The 17,582-nt window shown below is 62.6% G+C and carries 11 protein-coding genes; 5 read left to right on the forward strand and 6 right to left on the reverse strand.

Translation table 11 applies throughout. The features are described from left to right. Positions 1-49: 49 nt before the first annotated feature. Positions 50-5,605 (reverse strand): alpha-2-macroglobulin family protein, encoded by a 5,556-nt coding sequence (locus Q5H92_RS09515; RefSeq protein WP_305011282.1) that lies wholly within the window; start codon positions 5,603-5,605, stop codon positions 50-52. Positions 5,606-5,698: 93 nt separating this feature from the next. On the opposite strand from Q5H92_RS09515, the gene Q5H92_RS09520 reads away from it, so the two are divergent. Beyond that, positions 5,699-7,258 (forward strand): rhomboid family intramembrane serine protease, encoded by a 1,560-nt coding sequence (locus tag Q5H92_RS09520; RefSeq protein WP_305011283.1) that lies wholly within the window; start codon positions 5,699-5,701, stop codon positions 7,256-7,258. A 37-nt stretch (positions 7,259-7,295) separates the two neighbouring features. Here the strand turns inward: Q5H92_RS09520 and Q5H92_RS09525 are convergent, their stop codons facing one another. Beyond that, positions 7,296-7,880, reverse strand: coding sequence for a DUF4269 domain-containing protein (locus Q5H92_RS09525; protein ID WP_305011284.1), 585 nt, complete (start codon positions 7,878-7,880; stop codon positions 7,296-7,298). A 26-nt stretch (positions 7,881-7,906) separates the two neighbouring features. Next, positions 7,907-8,602 carry an HAD family hydrolase gene (locus Q5H92_RS09530; protein ID WP_305011285.1) on the reverse strand — a complete coding sequence of 232 codons (696 nt, stop codon included), beginning with the start codon at positions 8,600-8,602 and terminating at the stop codon, positions 7,907-7,909. Between the two features lie 178 nt (positions 8,603-8,780). Between Q5H92_RS09530 and Q5H92_RS09535 the strand changes: the two genes are divergently transcribed. The 3 genes from Q5H92_RS09535 to Q5H92_RS09545 all read left to right on the forward strand — a co-directional run bounded on the left by Q5H92_RS09535 (position 8,781) and on the right by Q5H92_RS09545 (position 11,600). Then, positions 8,781-9,416, forward strand: a complete 636-nt coding sequence (locus Q5H92_RS09535) for a CatA-like O-acetyltransferase (RefSeq protein WP_305011286.1) — start codon at positions 8,781-8,783, stop codon at positions 9,414-9,416. Between the two features lie 12 nt (positions 9,417-9,428). After that, a complete protein-coding gene (locus tag Q5H92_RS09540) occupies positions 9,429-10,334 on the forward strand; it encodes a LysR family transcriptional regulator (RefSeq protein ID WP_305011287.1) in 906 nt (301 codons plus the stop codon). Positions 10,335-10,397: 63 nt separating this feature from the next. Then, the gene (locus tag Q5H92_RS09545) at positions 10,398-11,600 is read left to right on the forward strand and encodes a threonine synthase (protein ID WP_305011288.1); all 1,203 of its coding nucleotides are present in this window, start codon (positions 10,398-10,400) and stop codon (positions 11,598-11,600) included. 7 nt (positions 11,601-11,607) lie between these two features. On the opposite strand, the gene Q5H92_RS09550 is transcribed toward Q5H92_RS09545, so the two are convergent. Both Q5H92_RS09550 and Q5H92_RS09555 read right to left on the reverse strand, forming a co-directional pair. Continuing rightward, positions 11,608-12,708, reverse strand: a complete 1,101-nt coding sequence (locus Q5H92_RS09550; RefSeq protein WP_305011289.1) for a hypothetical protein — start codon at positions 12,706-12,708, stop codon at positions 11,608-11,610. 5 nt (positions 12,709-12,713) lie between these two features. Next, the gene (locus Q5H92_RS09555) at positions 12,714-14,156 is read right to left on the reverse strand and encodes an MBOAT family O-acyltransferase (protein ID WP_305011290.1); all 1,443 of its coding nucleotides are present in this window, start codon (positions 14,154-14,156) and stop codon (positions 12,714-12,716) included. Between the two features lie 234 nt (positions 14,157-14,390). Here Q5H92_RS09555 and Q5H92_RS09560 point away from each other — a divergent pair, with 234 nt between their 5' ends. Next, on the forward strand, positions 14,391-16,259 hold the full coding sequence (locus Q5H92_RS09560) for a polysaccharide deacetylase family protein (protein WP_305011291.1): 1,869 nt from the start codon (positions 14,391-14,393) through the stop codon (positions 16,257-16,259). 103 nt (positions 16,260-16,362) lie between these two features. On the opposite strand, the gene Q5H92_RS09565 is transcribed toward Q5H92_RS09560, so the two are convergent. Next, positions 16,363-17,574 (reverse strand): tetratricopeptide repeat protein, encoded by a 1,212-nt coding sequence (locus tag Q5H92_RS09565; RefSeq protein ID WP_305011292.1) that lies wholly within the window; start codon positions 17,572-17,574, stop codon positions 16,363-16,365. Positions 17,575-17,582 lie beyond the last annotated feature (8 nt).

A 17,582-nucleotide genomic window follows, 5' to 3' on the forward strand; every position in this document is an offset into this window, starting at 1 on the left:
AAACGCAAAAGCCAGCCTCCCCACGTAATGGAGAAGCCGGCTTTTGAGCTTACCGCACCCGCACCACGCCGGCCCCGTTATACGAATGGTAGTCCGCGTTATACATCGCATCCGCATTCACTGGCCCTAGCTTGAACGTGCCTTTCGATACCGCGCGGCACAGATAATAGAAGTTCTTCGGTTTGCCCGTGGCCGTCGTGAATAGATTAATCCGGTCGTCCCGCACATCCATATAATCTGGTGTGCTGGCATCCTTCGCCCAAGCCAGTTCGCGCAACGCGCCGATGCGCGGGTTCTCGATTTCCAGGCCGGCGGGCAGCAAATCCGTGATGGCTACGTTTTTTACCTCCCCAGCCGCGTCGCCGGCTTCGATGGAAATTCTCACCACCACTAAGTCGTTCTGGCGGAAGGTGGGGGTGCCCAGCGGCACGCCGTCGCGGTTCAGGAACTGGCGGCGCACTTTCAGGTAGGCGTCTTCCTCCTTCACCTGGCCGCTGGCGGAGATGCCCTCGGTTTCCCAGAAGTAGTAGAGGCTGCCTTTGCCGGCGGTGCGGATGCTGACGTTGCGGTTAGCTACGTTGCGCAGCGTTAGGTCTTTGCCGTCGAAGTTGCCGGCGGGTTTGCCGTCGATGGTCAGGGTGGCGGTGGCGGTGCTGCGGGCGTTCTGGCGGGCTATTTTGCCGAGGGCGAGGAGGGCGAAGGCGCTTTCCTGGGTGCTGAGCCAGTAGGCCTGCTTTATCTGGCGGCTGAGCTGGCGGGCGATGCCGGGGATTTGCGGGTTGTTGGGGTCGGTGCTGACGAGGGCGTTGAGGATGAGGCCTTCGTCGCGGATGGGGGAGTAGAACGAGCCGTCGAGGGCACGCCGGGCGGCCCGCTCGCTGCCGAACCTGGTGGGCAGCAGCTCGCGGAAGGCGCGCTGGTTGCCGAGCAAGCTCTGGGTGCAGGCGAGGAGGAACCGGGAGTCTTCGGTGAGCAGGGGGCGGTTGGCGCGGTAGTAGTTCATGGCCACGGGGTCCTGGCGGCCGGCCAGGGCGAGGACGTAGAGCGAGTAGGCGATTTCCTTGCTGGCTATCGTGCGCTGGCGGGCGATGTTGCTGACGTCGAAGTACTGGTAGGGTTCGGTTTCGCGCTTTTTGAGGCGGAAGGCCAAGTATTTCAGCACTTTGTCGAGGACGGATTTATTCACCGCGAAGCCGGCCTGCTGGGCTTCCTGCAGGAAATGAGCGGCGTAGGCGGTGGCCCACCAGTTGTCGTAGTCGCCGCCCGGCCAGTAGCTCAGGCTGCCGTTGTAGAGCTGCATGCTCTCAATCTTGCGGATGGCTTCCTGCACGTGGTAGTTCGGATTGTAGCGCTGGGCTTTGGCGGCGGCCCCGGTTTTCTGCTGCAAAGTGGCCGCCAAATCGGCGTAGTAGAGCTGCGGGAAGGCGGCCGACACGGTTTGCTCCAGGCAGCCGTAGGGGTATTGCAGCAGGTAGCGCAAATCCTTGCTGAACTCCGTGAGCGGCGAGCGGCTCACCACCAGCCGACTGCTGAGCGAGGTGGGCAGGAAATCGGTTTTCAGGTTGAGCGGGAGCGTGGCCCCGCCGGCAATCACGCCGCTGCCGGTGCGCTTTTCGAGCGAGGCAGCGGGGCGGATGGGGAGTTCGATGGTTTCGGTGAAGGTCTCTTTAGTGGCTTTTGAATATACCTCGACTTTGACAATGCCAACGCCTATACTAGCTAAAGCTCGGATATGAAAAGTGCGTCGCATTTCAGTACCAGGCTTGAGTTCATGAATAGAGGTCGCGTCCCAGCTCTCGCCAGCGGGAGCATCAAGAGGGTCCATTGCATTCATTGGCGGTGCTGTGTGAAGTGGACTATTGACATGCATGCGAACAGCAACATCGCTCATTAGCTTACCTGTCGTATTCGTCAGCGTTACCGGCACGTCAATCGTGTCGCCGGGGCTCATGAACCGGGGCAGCGCCGTGGAAATCACCACCGGGTCGGCCACCTTCATCGTGAACTCGGCCGAGCCGAAGGCATCGTCTTTGTAGGCCACGGCCATGATGCGGAGCGCCCCGCTGAACTGCGGCACGCGCACCCGGTAGCGCACTTTGCCGTCGCCGTCGGCGGTGAGGACACCGCTCCATTTCGAGACCAGTTTCACGCGGCGGTTGGGCACGGGGTTGGTGCGCTTGCGCATATCGGCCGCGTCGCCGCCGCTGCTGCTGGTGCCGAGCTCGGGCAGCAGGAAGGGGTACACGTCGAAGGCCGATACTTCGAGGGCGCGCTTCTGGTAGAAGTAGGCGTGCGGGTCGGGCGTCTGGTAGTTTTTGAGCTGGAGAATGCCTTCGTCCACCACGGCCAGGGTGAGCTGGGCGCGGGGCGCGGTGGTGATTTCCACGGTTTGCCAAGTCTGGGAGCGACTGGCTGCCGGCGCGGCAATGGCCACGGCGAGGCGCGAATCGGTTTTTTCCACGGTCAGGGGCAGGAAGCCGCGGGCCACGGTGAGGGGCAGGCGGTCCTGGGCGATGTGGGCGCGCACGGCGGTGGCGGTCACGTACACATTGGGGACGTGCTCGGCTTTGATGGGGATTTTCACCTCGGCCGCCTTGCCGTCGGTGGTCACATAGAAATGGTCGAGCACGTTGGCCCGCTCCACCGTCACCAGAATGCGGCCGGCGAAGGGCGATTTCAACAGCAGATTAGCCGTTTCGCCGGGCGCGTACTTGGGCTTGTCGGCCTCGATGGTCACCTCGCCCTCGTTGTTCACCTCGAAGGAATTGGCCTGGGTATCGCCGTAGCCGTAGGCGTAAAACCGCTGCGTGACGTAGCTGCTGGCGCCCGGCCGGCTCACGCGCACCTCGTATTCGCCCGAGTAGATGGGGGTGAAGCTGAAGCTGGTTTCGGCCCCCACGGTCCGGCTTTGGCTCAGAATCACCTGGTCGCGCTGCTGCGAATTGTACACGTAGCGGCCGCCCTGGCGCTCCAGCACGGTTTCCCAGAGCTTGCGCACCACTTTGATATCGGCCGGGGCCGAGGTGGGCTTGCCGGCTGGCGTGAGGGCCAGCAGCTTCACCGTGAGGGCCTGCTTGGTGCTGATGAGGTCGGGCAGGTTGGCGATGCCGAACATCGTGGCTTGGGTTTGCACGTCGAAGGTGGCGAGGCGGTTCACGGGCCGGCCGGTTTCGTCGAACACCGTGGCGAAGGCCACGCCTTCGAGCGTGCCGAGGTCGCGGTAATCGGGCACGGTGTAGGTGGCGGTGCCGTGGCCGGCGGCGTCGGTGCTGCCTTCGCGCACGGTTTTCTCGAAGCGCGCGGTGAGGGCGCTTTCGCTGGCTTCCTCGCCGTCCTCGTTGGTGGTCCGGCGCTTTTCGCCGCTGTTGATGGTAAAGCTGTAATCGGGGTATTTCGGGGCCGAGAAAACCTTCTGCTTGAGCGAGAATTCGACCTCAAACTTGCGGTCGGCGGCGGGCGGGCCAAAGAGGTTCACGGCCGTGATGCTGGCCGTCACGTCCTGGCCCGGTTTCAGCACTTTGGGCGCGGCCGTCACGGTTACTTTCATCCGGTCGGGGATGAATTCTTCGACGCTGATTTGGCGCGAGGTCAGCAGCACGTCGTTGCCGGTCAGTACCTCCATCGTGTAGAGGCCCGTCATGATGGTGGGCGGCAGAATGAAGCGGCTTTCGAAGCTGCCCGCCGCGCTTAGCTTCTGCTGCAAGCTGCTGTATTCCTTGCCGCTGGGCAGCAGCAGGCGGATTTTCATCGGCAGGCCGGCGGGCGGGTTTTTCCAGTCCTCGGTGCGGATGACGGTGTTGGTCCGCACCGTGTCGCCGGGCCGGTACAGGTTGCGGTCGCCGTACAAAAACGCCTGGTAATGCGCCGCGTTCGAGGTCAGCCCGCCCACCTCAAAGCGCGAGGTTTCGACCCGGCTTTTGGTCAAATCGAGAAAGGAAAAATCGGCGTCCTTGACGGCCGTAATCATGCCCAGCGTGAAGCGCTTCATGCTGGCGGCCGAGTCGAACTGCGCCACGCCGGATTTGTCCGTCGTCGTCGTGCCAATCACCTGATTATTCGAGCTCACTAGGTTCACCGTCACGCCACTCAATGGCTCGGCCGTGCGGATGGAATTGGCAAAAACCACCGTGCCGCCCGTCGCACCCTGCTTCACAATCAGGCCGAGGTCCGTCACGGCCACCAGCTTGCTCACTTGCAGCCACTGCCGCTCCGTATCCTGCACCCGAATGACGTACAGGCCCTTCATCGGCCCCTGAAATTCGAGGTCTTTCAGGTTGAGATTGAGCAGGCGCAGGCCGCCTTCCTTGGGCAGACCATCGACGGAAATGGTGCGTTCCGACAGCACGTTGCCAATATTCTCGGTGTCGTAGTACTGGAAACTGCGGTCGATATAATCGCCGTTTTCGTCGGTGTTCGATTCGCGGGGCTCGTCCTCGTCGTATTCGGGGTAGCCGTACTGCTTTTCGCCGCGCAGCAGCTGCTGAATGTTGTTGGCGTAGACCTTGGCAATGGTCACCTTCACCTTGGCCACTTCGTTGATGCGCAAGCCCAGGTTCCGGTTCCCCAGCGCATCGAGGTACATGGCCTTGTCGCTGCTGGTGAAGCTCAGACTCGGCCGCTCATCGCCAAAGGAAACGCCCTGGCTGAACGCCTCGCCCAGGCTGCCGCCCAGCAGGCCGCGCGTGCCGGCGGCCAGCGAAATCTGGTAGGTTTTGCCCACCTCAAACCCGCCGCGCAGCGCAAAGCCGCTTTCCAGCGCCTCCACCGAAAAGGCCACGGCGGGCGTCACCTTCAGATTGGGCTGCACGTCGGCGGCGCTCACAGGCTGGTTAAGCAGCAGCGTTACTACCGGCTGGCCGTTGAGCAGGGAGCCGGTGAGCTCGCGCACTTCCAGCGTGCTTTGGTCGGGGATTTCGGCCTGGGCCGTGAGGACTTTCTCGGTGGCCTTGGTGCCGGCCGCCGGGCGCAGGCCGGGCGCGATGTCAATCTGCACCGGCGTGCCCGGCTGCACGTCCTGCATAAAGGTCACGGCCACCATCGCATCTGGCTCGGCCGAGTTCACCTCCACGGCCACGGGCTTGCCGCCCTGCGTCACCTTCAGGCGCGATTTCACATCCGAAGGCCGCACGGGGTAGTTGAACACGAGGTTGGCGCGCAGCTCGGCCGTGCCTGCCGCCCGCTTCGAGCTGCCGTAGAACACCTGCGGCGCGGCCATATCCAGGTACGGCGTATGGAATTTGGGCCGGTTCAGGGCCAGCTTCTGCTTGCCGCTGGGCAGCGTCTCGGGCCGCAAAGAGGCCGAAAAAACGGTGCTGGGCCGGAAGGGCTCCAGCGGCGAAAACGTCAGCTCCCGGTCGCCGGTCCACTTGAACTTGCCCCGGATGTTGGGCGAGAACGTGACGTAGCGCGTGGTGTCCCAGCGGTTCTGCTGCGCCTCGTCCACCACCTTTTCATCGAAGGTGAACACCAGGTTGGAGTACGGGTCGATTTCGTCGCCGTCGGTCTGAGCCGTTTCGGCGGCTTGCTCCTGGGCGGTTTTTTTCGAGCACGAGGCAGCCGCCAGCAGCATCAGCAGCAGGGGCAAAAAGCGGTAACGGGCCAGCATGGGGAAGGGGTGTGGGGGAAAGCCGGGCGGAAGGTAGGCAGAAGCCGGGAATTTGCCATAACGCGAAAGCGGTGCGGTAATTTCAAGCCGAAAATGGAAAATTTCTTACTCAAGCTGCGGCTGATATTCTGGCCTTTTGTGCGCCTGGTACTGCTGGTGGCCAGCGGTTATGCGGTACTCTGGGCGGGGCTGGTGTGGGGGCTGGGGGCCACGCTAGGCGTGCAGCTACGGACGGGTATCGGCACGCAGTTTTTCCTGCTAGGCACGGTGGGCGGCATCGCCACCCTCGTAGGCCTGCGGCCCCGGCTGCACCTGTTGCCCGACGGGCCCAGAGGCGGCTGGCGTTCCTTGTTCTACTACCTGGCCACCATCACTATCGGGGTCGCGGCCGGCACGGCGGCGGCGGCGGCGGCGGCGCAAGCCAGCCTGTTGCAGCTGGTGATGCTGCGCGATGCTTCCGAGGTGCCGCGCCACCCTGCCAATACGGCTTACGTACTGCAACACGCCTACCTGGCCCGTCGCCACACCACGTTCGAAGACGAGTACGGCTCTATCAAGGGCGGTTCGCGCCTCACGATTTACGCCGCCACGCCCGTGTTCCGCACGGCCGCCGATACGGCTGGGGGCGCAGCACTTGGTTGGCTGGCCGATGCTTTCATCACCACCAGCAACACCCGTGACTACAGCAACACCGATTTTACCCGCTTCAGGCAGGAAACTACCGTGGCTGCCCGCGTGTCGGGGCCAGAAAGCTTCACGTATTTGGTAACGGCTGAGCCCTCGCCCGGCCTGCTGGCCGCCGTGGCCCGCAGCCCGTGGGCAGTTAGGTCAGCCACACGGCCCATTCTGCTCGAAGCCCGTTACCGGCCCTTCGCGCAGCGGTCTGATGACGCGCTGCATGCCCTGCGGCTCGCGCTGCTATGGGGCGGCGGTTTGTTTCTGGGGTTTCTGCTCTTTCCGAAGGTGAACGAGCGGCGCTTGCAGCACTATCGCGGAACCGGCCGTTTCGCTACCGACGATGAATATGTAAACCAGGCGTTGGCGTGGCTGCGGCCCCGGCCGGGCTTCTTTGCCACGCCTCTGCTGCTGGGCCTGCACGGCGCGGCTCTTCTGGTGCTGGTGGTGGCCGGCCTGGGCTTTTTTGAAGTTGAAACCGCCGACCTGCTGGCCTGGGGGGCCAGTTCTGGTCCGGGCGTGCGCGGCGGGCAGTGGTGGCGCCTGCTCGTCAGCCCGCTGCTCACCGATGGCATCTTATCCTGGCTCAATTCGGCGTGGGCGCTGGTTTTTGCCGGGCGCGCCCTGGAGCCCGTGGTGGGCCGGCGCGGGCTGGTGGGCGTTTATGCCGCGGCAGCCCTGGCTGGCGGCCTGGCCAGCGTGTGGGGGCAGCCGGCCAGCCTGGCGGTAGGTGCCAGCGGGGCCGTGATGGGGCTTTTCGGGTTGGGAATAGCATTGGCAATCCCGGCTCGGGCCGGCGGTGCGGCTTTCCGGCTCGAAGTATTTGCCACGCTGGCAGGTCTGTTTGTTTTCGTCCACCTGCTGCTGGGGCTGGCCACCGAGCGCCTCAACGTGGCCGTGCTGATGGGCGGCCTGCTGGCCGGCGGGCTGCTGAGCCGGTGTTTCAAGGGCCGAGCTTCCCGGCCGCCGCAGCCGTAGCGACCCGAAGAAAATGGCGGCGTTTCTGCCCGCCGCTTCACGCCTTGGGCAATGGACGGCGCGTCAGGTAGCCGGCCAACTCGGCAGCAGTTTTCCCTTCCAGCGTCAGCAGCGCCTCGTACGGGGTGCCCGGCAGCTGCAGCAATTGGGCAAACGCGGGCTCCGTCTTCAAGCCCTGCTTTTTCAACCGCCGCACGGCCCGTCGCCACGCCTCGCCGCCTGCTTTCAGCACGGCAGCTTCCACCAGCAAGTGACGGAAGCCGTTCTGCTGCGTCGTTGGCAAGGCCTGCCCGAATATTTCCACCTCCCGGCCCCGGTAGCGGAAACTGCTGACGATAGATGCTTGGCTGCCAATGACGTGCTGCTCCAACTGGAAGCCGCGGCGGTGGCCGTAATGTCGCTGCAGCAGCTCGATGAAGCGTTGCGTTTCGGCCGGAAGTACTTCGCAGAGCAAGTCCAAATCACTGCCCGGAATGTCAATACCCAGCGGAATGGTGCCGGCCAGCACGGGCTTGAAATCAGCCAATATGGTCCCCAAATTCAACGTTTGCAGCATAGCGTAGGCCCGCTGCTGCCGGCGGTTGCCGCTAAGTAGGTAGCGCAGGTCAGTCCAGTCTTTCACCGCGTTAAGAGCCGCATTTTTTCAAACTACCCCACCAGCCCCAGCACCTCGCGCAGCCGCTCCACAGCCCGGAACTCCACGCCCGCCAGCAGCTCGGCGGGCACGTGCTCATGTATCCAGTTCGCGTGGTAGGGCACGTGGATGGCTGAGAAACCCAGCTTCGCCACCGGCAGAATGTCGGATTTCAGCGAGTTGCCAATCATGACGAAGTTCTCCGGCGTGGCTCCGAGGCGGGCGAACAGGCGGCGGTAAGTCGGCACGTCCTTTTCGCTCACGATTTCAACGTAGTCGAAAAAGTCGCCCAGGCCGGAGCGGGCAATTTTGCTTTCCTGGTCGAACAGGTCGCCCTTGGTGAGGAGGATGAGCTTGTGGCCGCGCTCTTTTAGCTCCGTCAGCACCTCCACCACATCGGGCAGCGGCTCGATGGCGAAGCGCAGCAGGTCTTTACCCAGGTCCAGAATTCGCTGGATTTCGGAGCCCACCACCGCGCCGCCCGAGAGCTGAATCGTGGTTTCAATCATCGAGAGCATAAACGACTTGGCGCCGTAGCCGAACAGCTGCATGTTGGCCCGCTGCACATCGTAGAGCCGCGCGTTGATGGTATCGGTATCCGCGTAATGCGCCAGAATCTGGAGCAGCTGGGCTTCGACGTGATCGAAATGCGGCTGGTTGGGCCAGAGCGTGTCGTCGGCGTCGAAGGCGATGAAGGTTTGCGTAGGCATGGGGGTGGGAATGATTTAGAACGTCATGCCGAGCGCAGCCGAGGCATCTCGCGTGAAGTAGTAACTCAATCGTGAGAACGGTTTGAATAGTGGTAGCACGCGAGATGCCTCGGCTGCGCTCGGCATGACCGTATAGAAACGTTCGGCAACGTCGCAAAGCTACCGACCTTTGCCCGCCATGAAGCACCTGATTGACCTCGAAACCTGGCCGCGCCGCGAGCATTTTGCCTTCTTCTCATCTTTCGAAGAGCCTTTCTTCGGCCTCACCGCCAACGTGGATTGTACCACGGCGCAGGCCGAAGCCAAACGGCTGGGCGTGTCGTTCTTCCTCTACTACCTCTATCACGCCTTGGAGGCGGCCAACGAAGTCAAAGCCTTTCGCTACCGCATCGAAAACGGCCAAGTGTTCCTCTACGACCGCATTCACGCCTCCGCCACCCTGGGCCGGCCCGACCACACGTTCGCCTTTTCCTTCATCGAACAAAACGACACGCTGGCCGGTTTCATTGCCGCCGCCGAGGCCGAAATCGCGGCCGTGCAGGCCAGCACCGGCCTGCGCCTGAACGATACCACCGGCCGCCCCGACGTGGTGCACTGCTCGGCCCTGCCGTGGGTGCGCTTCACGGGCCTCTCGCACGCACGCAGCTTCTCGCACCCCGACAGCTGCCCCAAAATTTCCTTCGGCCAGGTCTTTCCGGAGGGTGCCACATTGCAAATGCCGGTATCGGTGCACCTGCATCACAGTCTCGGCGATGGCTACCATGTGGGCTTGTTTCTGGCCGCGTTTCAACGGCGGCTGGCGGCGCGGCCATAACGTAGACAGCCCATGCTCTCGCACCCGCACGAAGTCTTCCTTGAAGTGGCCCAGCGCCTGAGCTTCACTAAGGCCAGCCAGGCGCTGTTCACCAGCCAATCGGCCGTGAGCAAGCAGGTGAAGGCGCTGGAGGAGCACTACAAAACCGGCCTGTTCGAGCGCCTGGGCAGCAGCATCCAGCTCACCCCCGCCGGCCGCAAGCTCTACGAAAAGCTGCTGCAGGCCAAGCAGCTGCAGCAAGAGTTGCACCAGGAAATGAGCGCGCTCAGCCCCGATTTCGCGCCCACGCAGCACCTGCTCATCGGGGCCAGCACCACCATTTCGCTCTACGTGCTGCCGCCCGTGGTGTCGGCCTACCTGCAGAAGCACCCCAACCGCCAGCTCAGCCTCAAAAACCGCAATTCCGACAACATCCTGCGCGCCCTGCTCGACCACGAAATCGAGCTCGGCATCATCGAAGGCATCCACAAAGTGAGCAACGTGACCTACACGCCGCTGCTCACCGACGACGTAGTGGCCGTGTGCGCTGCCGGCAACCCGCTGGCCGGGCGCACCCTCGAAGTGCGCGACCTGCTCACCACGCCGCTGGCCTTGCGCGAGGCCGGCTCGGGCACGCTGGCTGTGCTGGAAGAAGCCCTGGCCCGGCACCGCATCAAGCTGGCCGCGCTGCCGGTGCGCGTGCGCCTGGGCGGCACCGAAGCCCTCAAAAACTTCGTGCGCGTCGACACCTGCCTGGCTTTCCTGCCCCGGCAGGCGGTGCTGAAAGAGTTGGCCTCGGGCGAGTTTTCGGAGGTGAAAATCAGGGATTTCTCGTTGCGGCGCGAGTTCAATTTCATTCAGCGCAAGGGCACCGAGAACAACGCGCCCTACAAAGATTTCCTGCAATTCACGCGGCGCTACTATTCCGGCAAGGAATAGGCTATTCCAAATGCCCATCCCATTGCGGCATACCCCGGGCAAGGCCATTCCGTACTTTGCCCCATGAAAATCGTTGCCTCCGAATCCCTTTCCCGCCTCGCTGCGCTGCACTGCTCTGCCTGCGGCACCGACTATTCCGCCTTCGATTTACAGCGGGTTTCTGCCTGCTGCAACGTGCCGCTGGTGGCCGATTACGACCTGCACGAGCCCTTGAGCCGCGCCGTCATCGACCAGGCCGATGCCTCCATGTGGCGCTACGGGGCCCTGCTGCCTCTGCTGCACGAAGAAAACAAAGTCACGTTGGGCGAAGGTCTGACGCCGCTGCTGCGCTTGCCGCGCTTGGCCGCGCGCTACGACCTGGCCCACCTGCTGCTCAAGGACGAAGGCCAAAATCCCACCGGTTCGTTTAAAGCGCGCGGCCTTAGCATGGCCGTTTCCAAAGCCAAAGAGCTGGGCGTGGACGGCTGCATCATTCCCACCGCCGGCAACGCGGGCGTGGCCTTGACCGCCTACTGCGCCCGCGCCGGCCTGCGCGCCGTGGTGGTGATGCCGCGCCATACCCCGGCCGCTTTCAAGGAAGAATGCTACTGGTACGGGGCCGAAGTGGAGCTGGTCGACGGCCTCATCAGCGACTGCGGGGCCCGCGTGCGCCAGCGCAACGCCGACGGCGCCCTGCTAGACATCTCGACCCTGAAAGAGCCCTACCGCCTCGAAGGCAAGAAAACCATGGGCTACGAAATTGCCGAACAGCTGAACTGGACGCTGCCCGACGTGCTGCTCTACCCCGCTGGCGGCGGCACCGGACTCATCGGCATCTGGAAAGCTTTTCAGGAAATGAAGCAGCTCGGCTGGCTCGCGCCCGATGTAAAATTGCCCCGCATGGTAGCCGTGCAGGCCGAAAACTGCTGCCCGCTGCTCGAAACCTACACCGGCCGCCAGCCCAACTGCCACGCCTATCAGGGCCGCGCCACGCTAGCCAACGGCCTAGCCGTGCCGCACCCGCTGGGCGAGGCCATGATGCTGCGCGTGCTGCGCGAATCGAACGGCACCGTGGTGAGCGTGAGCGAAGAAGGTATGCTGGCCGGCATGCGCGACCTCGGCCGGCACGAAGGCCTGTTCGTCGCTCCCGAAGGCGGCGCGGTCTGGACGGCCGCCCGCCAGCTGCTGGCCAGCGGCTGGCTGAATCCTGACGAGAAAATTCTCCTCCTGAATACCGGCAACGGCCAGAAGTATATGGACAACGTGACCGGACGGGCCTGGGGGTAATGGCCGGCTACGGTCGGGTGGAAGCTGAATCACCCGGCGCGGAATAGATGCGGCGCAGAATCTCACGGCCCACCTTGGGGCGGTAGTGCGAGTCTTCGTAGTAGTTGCCGTTCTGGCTGGTGAATTCGTTGGTGCCGCTGAAATCGTGGATGTGGCTAGCGCCGAAAGTGCGCTGCAGGATGGAAATATCGGCCGGGTTCAGGTGCTGCTGGTAATAGAGCGGGCTGACGACGAACTGAAAGTTGGTGTTGTGGCGGGCAAACACGTTGCGGATGGCCACCAACTGCCGCAGCTGCTCGGCCCCAATCACGGCCTTAAACACACTGGGCTTGCGGCTGCGCTTCAATCGGTCGTTTTTAGTGTAGAAGCCCAGCGAATCCCGCTTGATTTCCTGCTCCACATCGGGCAGGGTCAGGTCATTTGTCAGTGGGTCGTAGGCTACCCGGCGGCCTTCCAGAATTTCTTCCAGCTCCGGCGTGAACTTGCCGGTGGCCCGCTGATATAGGTATTGATAGAAGAACGTGTTGGAAAAATAAGCCTTCACGAACGAGAGCTGGAAGGCAAACGTGGAAGCGCCAGTGGTGCGCGGGTCTTTGCGCAGCAGGTGGCTGTCATAGTCGTCCACCTTTTTCAGCAGCTCGTGGTCGCAGATTATCAGCACGTTTTTCAGGGCCGCGTGGTGCTGCTCCAGAAACAAAAGCTTCTGCCAGATGCCGTAGAGCGACTCCGAAGAAGCGTCGTAGTGGAACGACAGCGAGTCGCCGGTGAGCTTGGCCCAGTCGCGGGTGAGGTAGCCCATCGTGCGCGAGTTGCCGAGAATGAAGCTGCTATAGGGGCGGCGCTCGTAGGTGTTGAGGTAGGTTTGGGTGCTGATGTAGTCGCGGTTGGCAATGGCCACCAGCGGCCCTTCAAACCGCTGGTAATGATAGAGCACCCGAAACGGGTCGAATACGAAGTAGGTAATCAGAATGGCCAGGAAGGGGCTGCCGAGCAGCAGGACCTTGAGCAGCAAGCGCCCGGCGCCGCCTGTTTTGGGGGCTTGAGGGTGCTGGTGCACGGCCTGGGTGGCACCAGTGCCGCCCGTTTTGGTAGATTGAGTAGCTGACATGCGGCCTAGAACTGGAAGTAGATGAACTGCACGTGCTCGAAAGCGCCCAGCAGGGCGATGTACAGCACAATGCCGTAGTACATGGCCCAGCGCACGGGCGTGGCCTGCTGCGCCAGCCAGTTGCCGATGGACAGGCGGAATTGGTATTTCTCCACCACAAACAGCACAGCCAGGGCCCCGGCCAGCGCCAGCCACTCGTTGCGCTTATAAAAGACCTTTACCGCCGAGATGTGCCATAGGTCGGGGCTGAGGTCGAGCGTGTGCCGGATGACGTACACGGCATCGTGCAGGGTATTGGCCCGGAAGAAAATCCAGGCGAAGGCCACCAGCCCGTAGGTGAGGGCGGTGTTCAGCAAGGCGTTGTTGAGGAAGGTGAGGTTGGTGCGCTCGATGAAGCGGTTGCGCGCGCTCTTGGTGAGCATGCCCACCACCAGGTAGATGCCGTGTAGCGCCCCCCACACGATGAACGTCCAGTTGGCCCCGTGCCACAGGCCGCTCACCATGAACACGAAAAACAGGTTGAAGCAGGCCCGGGGCAGGGCCACGCGGTTGCCGCCCAGGCTGATGTAGAGGTAGTCTTTGAACCAGGTAGAGAGCGAAATATGCCAGCGCCGCCAGAATTCTGAGATGCTTTTGGAAAAATAAGGCCGGTCGAAGTTCTTCATCAGCTCGAAGCCCATCACGCGGGCCGCCCCCAGGGCCATGTCGGAATAACCCGAAAAGTCGCAGTAAATCTGCACGGAAAAGAAGATGGTGGCCACCAGCAGCGGCAGGCCCCGGTAGTCGTGCGGCGTGTTGTACACCTCGTTCACCAGGTAAGCCATGCGGTCGGCAATCACCACTTTCTTGAACAGGCCCCAAGCCATGAGGCGCAGCCCGCTGGCCACCCGGCTGTAGTTAAAATATTGGCGCTGATGAAACTGGTACAGCACGTTCTGCGGCCGCTCGATAGGGCCGGCCACCAGCTGCGGGTAAAACATCACGTACAGCGCGTAGATGCCGAAATGGCGCTCGGCCGGCTGGTTGCGCCGGTACACCTCAATGGTGTAGCTCATGGCCTGAAACGTGTGAAACGACAGGCCAATGGGCAGAATGATGTTGAGCAGCGGCAACGACGCCGTGGGGCTGCTGAGGTGCAGCAGCGAGTTGACGTTGTCGATGAAGAAGTTATAATACTTGAAAACGGCCAGCACGCCGATGTTGGCCACCAAGCTCATGGCCAGGTAAAACCGTCGCTGACTTCCCTCCGCATTCTCGATGAGAATACCGGCGTAGTAATCAATGACAATGGTAAGTAGCAGTATAAAAATATAAATCGGAATAAACGCCATGTAGAAACCGCAGCTGGCCACCAGCAGGTGCAGCCAGCGGTAGCGGTGCGGAATCAGAAAAAACAGAACGGTAACGACCGGAAAGAAAATCAGAAACTCAAAAGAGTTAAACAGCATATATGCGTTTTTGCCTAAAAAAAGGCAAATTTAGCTTGCGGTTGAGCTTAATGCAAGTATGCGGCAAACTAACAGATAGTTGCATTGTCTAGCCAAGAGGTAATAAAGCTAATTAGGGTTGTTTTAAGCAAAACACTAGCAAATGATTGCCCCACGATTAATCCTTGCCACGCTTAGCCACGGGGTACGGGGGCTGCTCCGTTCAGGCCCGGCGTCCGGCAATACCTTTGCCCCATGCGCATTCTTCACGTTCTGTCGGCTGAGTTTTTTGCGGGTTCGGTGGCCTACGCCGTGCAGCTGGCCGAAGCGCACCGCGCCCAGGGCCACCAAGTGTGGCTGCTCTCCGACTCTGACCAGCTGCCCACCGGCGCCACGCAGCTGAAAGCGCCCATCGTGAACCGCCGCTACGGCCAGCGCCTGCGCAATGCGCGCCGCATCCGGCAGCTGGTGCGGCAGGAGAGCATCGACGTGGTGCACGCCCACTCCCGCGCCGCCAGTTGGGTGAGCTACCTCGGCTTGCGCGGCCTCGGAGTGCCACTGGTGAGCACCGTGCACGGCCGCCAGCATCTGCACACGTCCACCTCGTTGTTCGATGTGTACGGCGACAAAGTCATCGCCATTTGTGAAAACCTGCGCCAGCACCTCATCACGGAAGTGAAAATGGCGCCCGCCAAAATTGTGGCCATTCCCAACGGCCTGGCCTTCGACGCTGCGCATCCTGCTTCGCTCAATGAAGAATTGGAAGCGTCCAATAATTCTTCATTGAGCGAGCCGCCAAGGCTCGCGTTTGTCGGGCGATTTAACGGGGGTAAGGGCGAACGGGCGGCCGCCCTGCTCATGCAGGTGTTTCCGGTGTTGCTGCGCGAGTTTCCAGCGCTGCGGGTGGCACTTATCGGTGGTGAACTGGAGCAGTTGCCGGCCGCGGGCAAGGCCGCGCTGGCGCAGCTGCAAACTGAGTTTGGCGAGCGGATGGAAGTGGTGGGCTTCACCACCGACGTGGCCGGCTGGCTGTCCCGCACCACGCTGGTAATCGGGGCCGGGCGCGTGGCCATTGAGGCGCTGGGCGTCGGCCGGGCGGTGTTGGCGTTGGGCGAGGCCAGCTACGAAGGCCTCGTGACGGAAGCCACTTGTGCTGCGGCGGCCGCTTCCAACTTTGGCGACATCTCGGCACAACAGGCAGGCGCGGAGGTCGATTTTGCGGCCGTGCTAGCAGATGCGCGGGCTTTTCTGCAAGCGCCCGCGCCGGTGACCGAAGCCCTGCAACGGCGGGTGCGGGCGCACTACGACCTAGCCACGGTGGCTACCCGGGTGCTCGAAACCTACCAGGTAGCCCGCATGCAAAAGGCCGGTATCGGCTACATTCCGGTGCTGATGTACCACAAGATTCCCGACGCGCCGCTGGCCACCAAACACCAGATTTACGTCACGAAGGAGAATTTCGAAAGGCACCTGGCTTACTTCAAAAAGCGTAAGCTGACGCCCATCACCTTCGCCGACTATTTGCAGTACGCCCGTGGCGAGCGGCCGCTTAGCGCGTTTCCGGCCCGGCCCCTCATCCTCACCTTCGACGACGGCTACCTCGACAACTACACCAACCTGCTGCCGCTCATGCAGCAATACGGCTACCGCGGTGTGCTATACCTGCTCGGCGATTTTGAGGTGCGCTACAACCAATGGGACCTGGCCGCCGACCCCACTGAGCCCCGCGCCGACATCATGGACTGTGAGCAAAAGCAAGCCTTCGTGGCCGCCGGCTGGGAAATTGGCGCGCACACCATGAGCCACCCGCACCTCACTACGCTGACGCTACCCGAAGCCGCCAGCGAAATCCAACGCAGCAAAGCCGCCCTGGAAACCGCGTTGCAAACCGAAATCGTGAGCTTCGCCTACCCCTTCGGCGACCTGAATGAGGCGGTTAAAGACGCCGTGCGCGCCGCTGGTTTTGCGTTAGGCGTTTCGACCGATACCGGCGGTATGGCCATCGAGGACGACCGCATGCAGGTGTTCCGGGTGAACATGTTTCCGAATGAATCGACCAGCAGCCTGTTCAAGAAAACCTCGCCCTGGTACCGGAAATACTACCGCTGGAAGCGAGGGAAGTAATTTCATTTAACAGGTATCAATTAACATTTAACAGCCGTTCAAACTGCCCAAATGGAGCAATCGGAACGGCTGTTAAATATTAATTGATACCTGTTAAATGAAATCACCGCAACGCGAAAACCCAGGTGTAGGCCAGCGCGCCGATGAGGAAGGCGCCGAAGGCCAGGCCATCGCCGCCAAGGCCCAACAGCTCCAGCGCCACAGCCAGCAGGCCCACGCTGGCCAGGGCAAAGCCCGCCCAGCGCGAACGTTGCCAAACCGGGGTGCCCGCCGGCAGCCGCCAGGTGCCCGCCAGCGGGAAGAGCAGCCCCAGCGCCACCATGCCCAGCGTAGCGGTGGCCGGCAGCTTGGGCACCGCAAAGTGGGCCACTAGGGCTGCCAGCGCTACCGCCAGCAGCCCCAGAAACTGGTTGGAATGCCGCGTCTGCCGCTCGCTCAGGGCCAGGCGCCCGTAGGCACTCACGCGCAGCAGGCTTTCGAAAATGACATCCGAAAACCAGCTCAGAAACACAAAAACCAGATAGATGGGCAGCAGCAGCGGCACAAAGCGCGTCACCACCCAAGCGCCCAGAAACATGCCGCGCCGCACCCCGTCGCTCAGCGTGCCCGACCAATACACGAACCGCATAAACGAGCGGTACACGTAGTAGCGGGCCTTGAGGGCTTCCACCAGCCCCTCGCGGGCAAAGTCCGATTCAGGGTCGAGGCGTAGGGCTTCGCGGAAGTGTTCGAGTGCTTCCTTGGGGCGGTTGGTTTCGAGGGCTACCCAGCCGGCCTGGGCCTGGGTGTGGCTGCTGCTGGCGTCGTAGCTCAGGGCCGAGCGGGCGGCGTGGCCGGCCTCGGCGGGGCGGCCCTGGCGGGCCAGGGCGCGGGCGCGCAGGCCGTGGAGGCCCGCGTGCTCGGCATCGAGGCCGAGGCCGGTTTGGGCGGCTTGCAGAGCGGCCTGCCACTGCCCGCTTTGCAGGCGCAGCTGGCCCAGCAGGTGGTAGTAGTCAGCGTCGTTGGGGTCGAGGGCGAGGGCTTCGTTGATGGCGGCCAGGGCTTCCTTGGGGCGGTGGGCGCGGTGCTCAATCAGGGCCAGGGCGTAGAAGGCGAAGTCGTATTCGGGGGCGAGGTGAATGGCCAGCTCGGCTTCTGATTTGGCTTCGGGCAGCTGCTCCTGCTCCAGTAGGCACACGGCGAGCAGGGCGTGGGCCACCGGGTCGTGCGGGTCCTGCGCCAGTTGGCGGCGCAGCTCCTGGGCTGCGTGGGCGTGGCGGTTCTGGCTCAGCAGCAACTGCACGCGGGGGAGGTAGTCGGTGTCGGAATTATTCACGGGGATAG

Source organism: Hymenobacter mellowenesis, from assembly GCF_030581005.1.
Taxonomy (GTDB): domain Bacteria; phylum Bacteroidota; class Bacteroidia; order Cytophagales; family Hymenobacteraceae; genus Hymenobacter; species Hymenobacter mellowenesis.

Coding starts and splice junctions, on each gene's coding strand:
- Q5H92_RS09540 (WP_305011287.1), top strand. CDS start 9,429: ATGCTCTCGCACCCGCACGAAGTCTTCCTTGAAGTGGCCCAGCGCCTG.
- Q5H92_RS09535 (WP_305011286.1), top strand. CDS start 8,781: ATGAAGCACCTGATTGACCTCGAAACCTGGCCGCGCCGCGAGCATTTT.
- Q5H92_RS09515 (WP_305011282.1), bottom strand. CDS start 5,605: ATGCTGGCCCGTTACCGCTTTTTGCCCCTGCTGCTGATGCTGCTGGCG.
- Q5H92_RS09530 (WP_305011285.1), bottom strand. CDS start 8,602: ATGCCTACGCAAACCTTCATCGCCTTCGACGCCGACGACACGCTCTGG.
- Q5H92_RS09555 (WP_305011290.1), bottom strand. CDS start 14,156: ATGCTGTTTAACTCTTTTGAGTTTCTGATTTTCTTTCCGGTCGTTACC.
- Q5H92_RS09545 (WP_305011288.1), top strand. CDS start 10,398: ATGAAAATCGTTGCCTCCGAATCCCTTTCCCGCCTCGCTGCGCTGCAC.
- Q5H92_RS09520 (WP_305011283.1), top strand. CDS start 5,699: ATGGAAAATTTCTTACTCAAGCTGCGGCTGATATTCTGGCCTTTTGTG.
- Q5H92_RS09560 (WP_305011291.1), top strand. CDS start 14,391: ATGCGCATTCTTCACGTTCTGTCGGCTGAGTTTTTTGCGGGTTCGGTG.
- Q5H92_RS09550 (WP_305011289.1), bottom strand. CDS start 12,708: ATGTCAGCTACTCAATCTACCAAAACGGGCGGCACTGGTGCCACCCAG.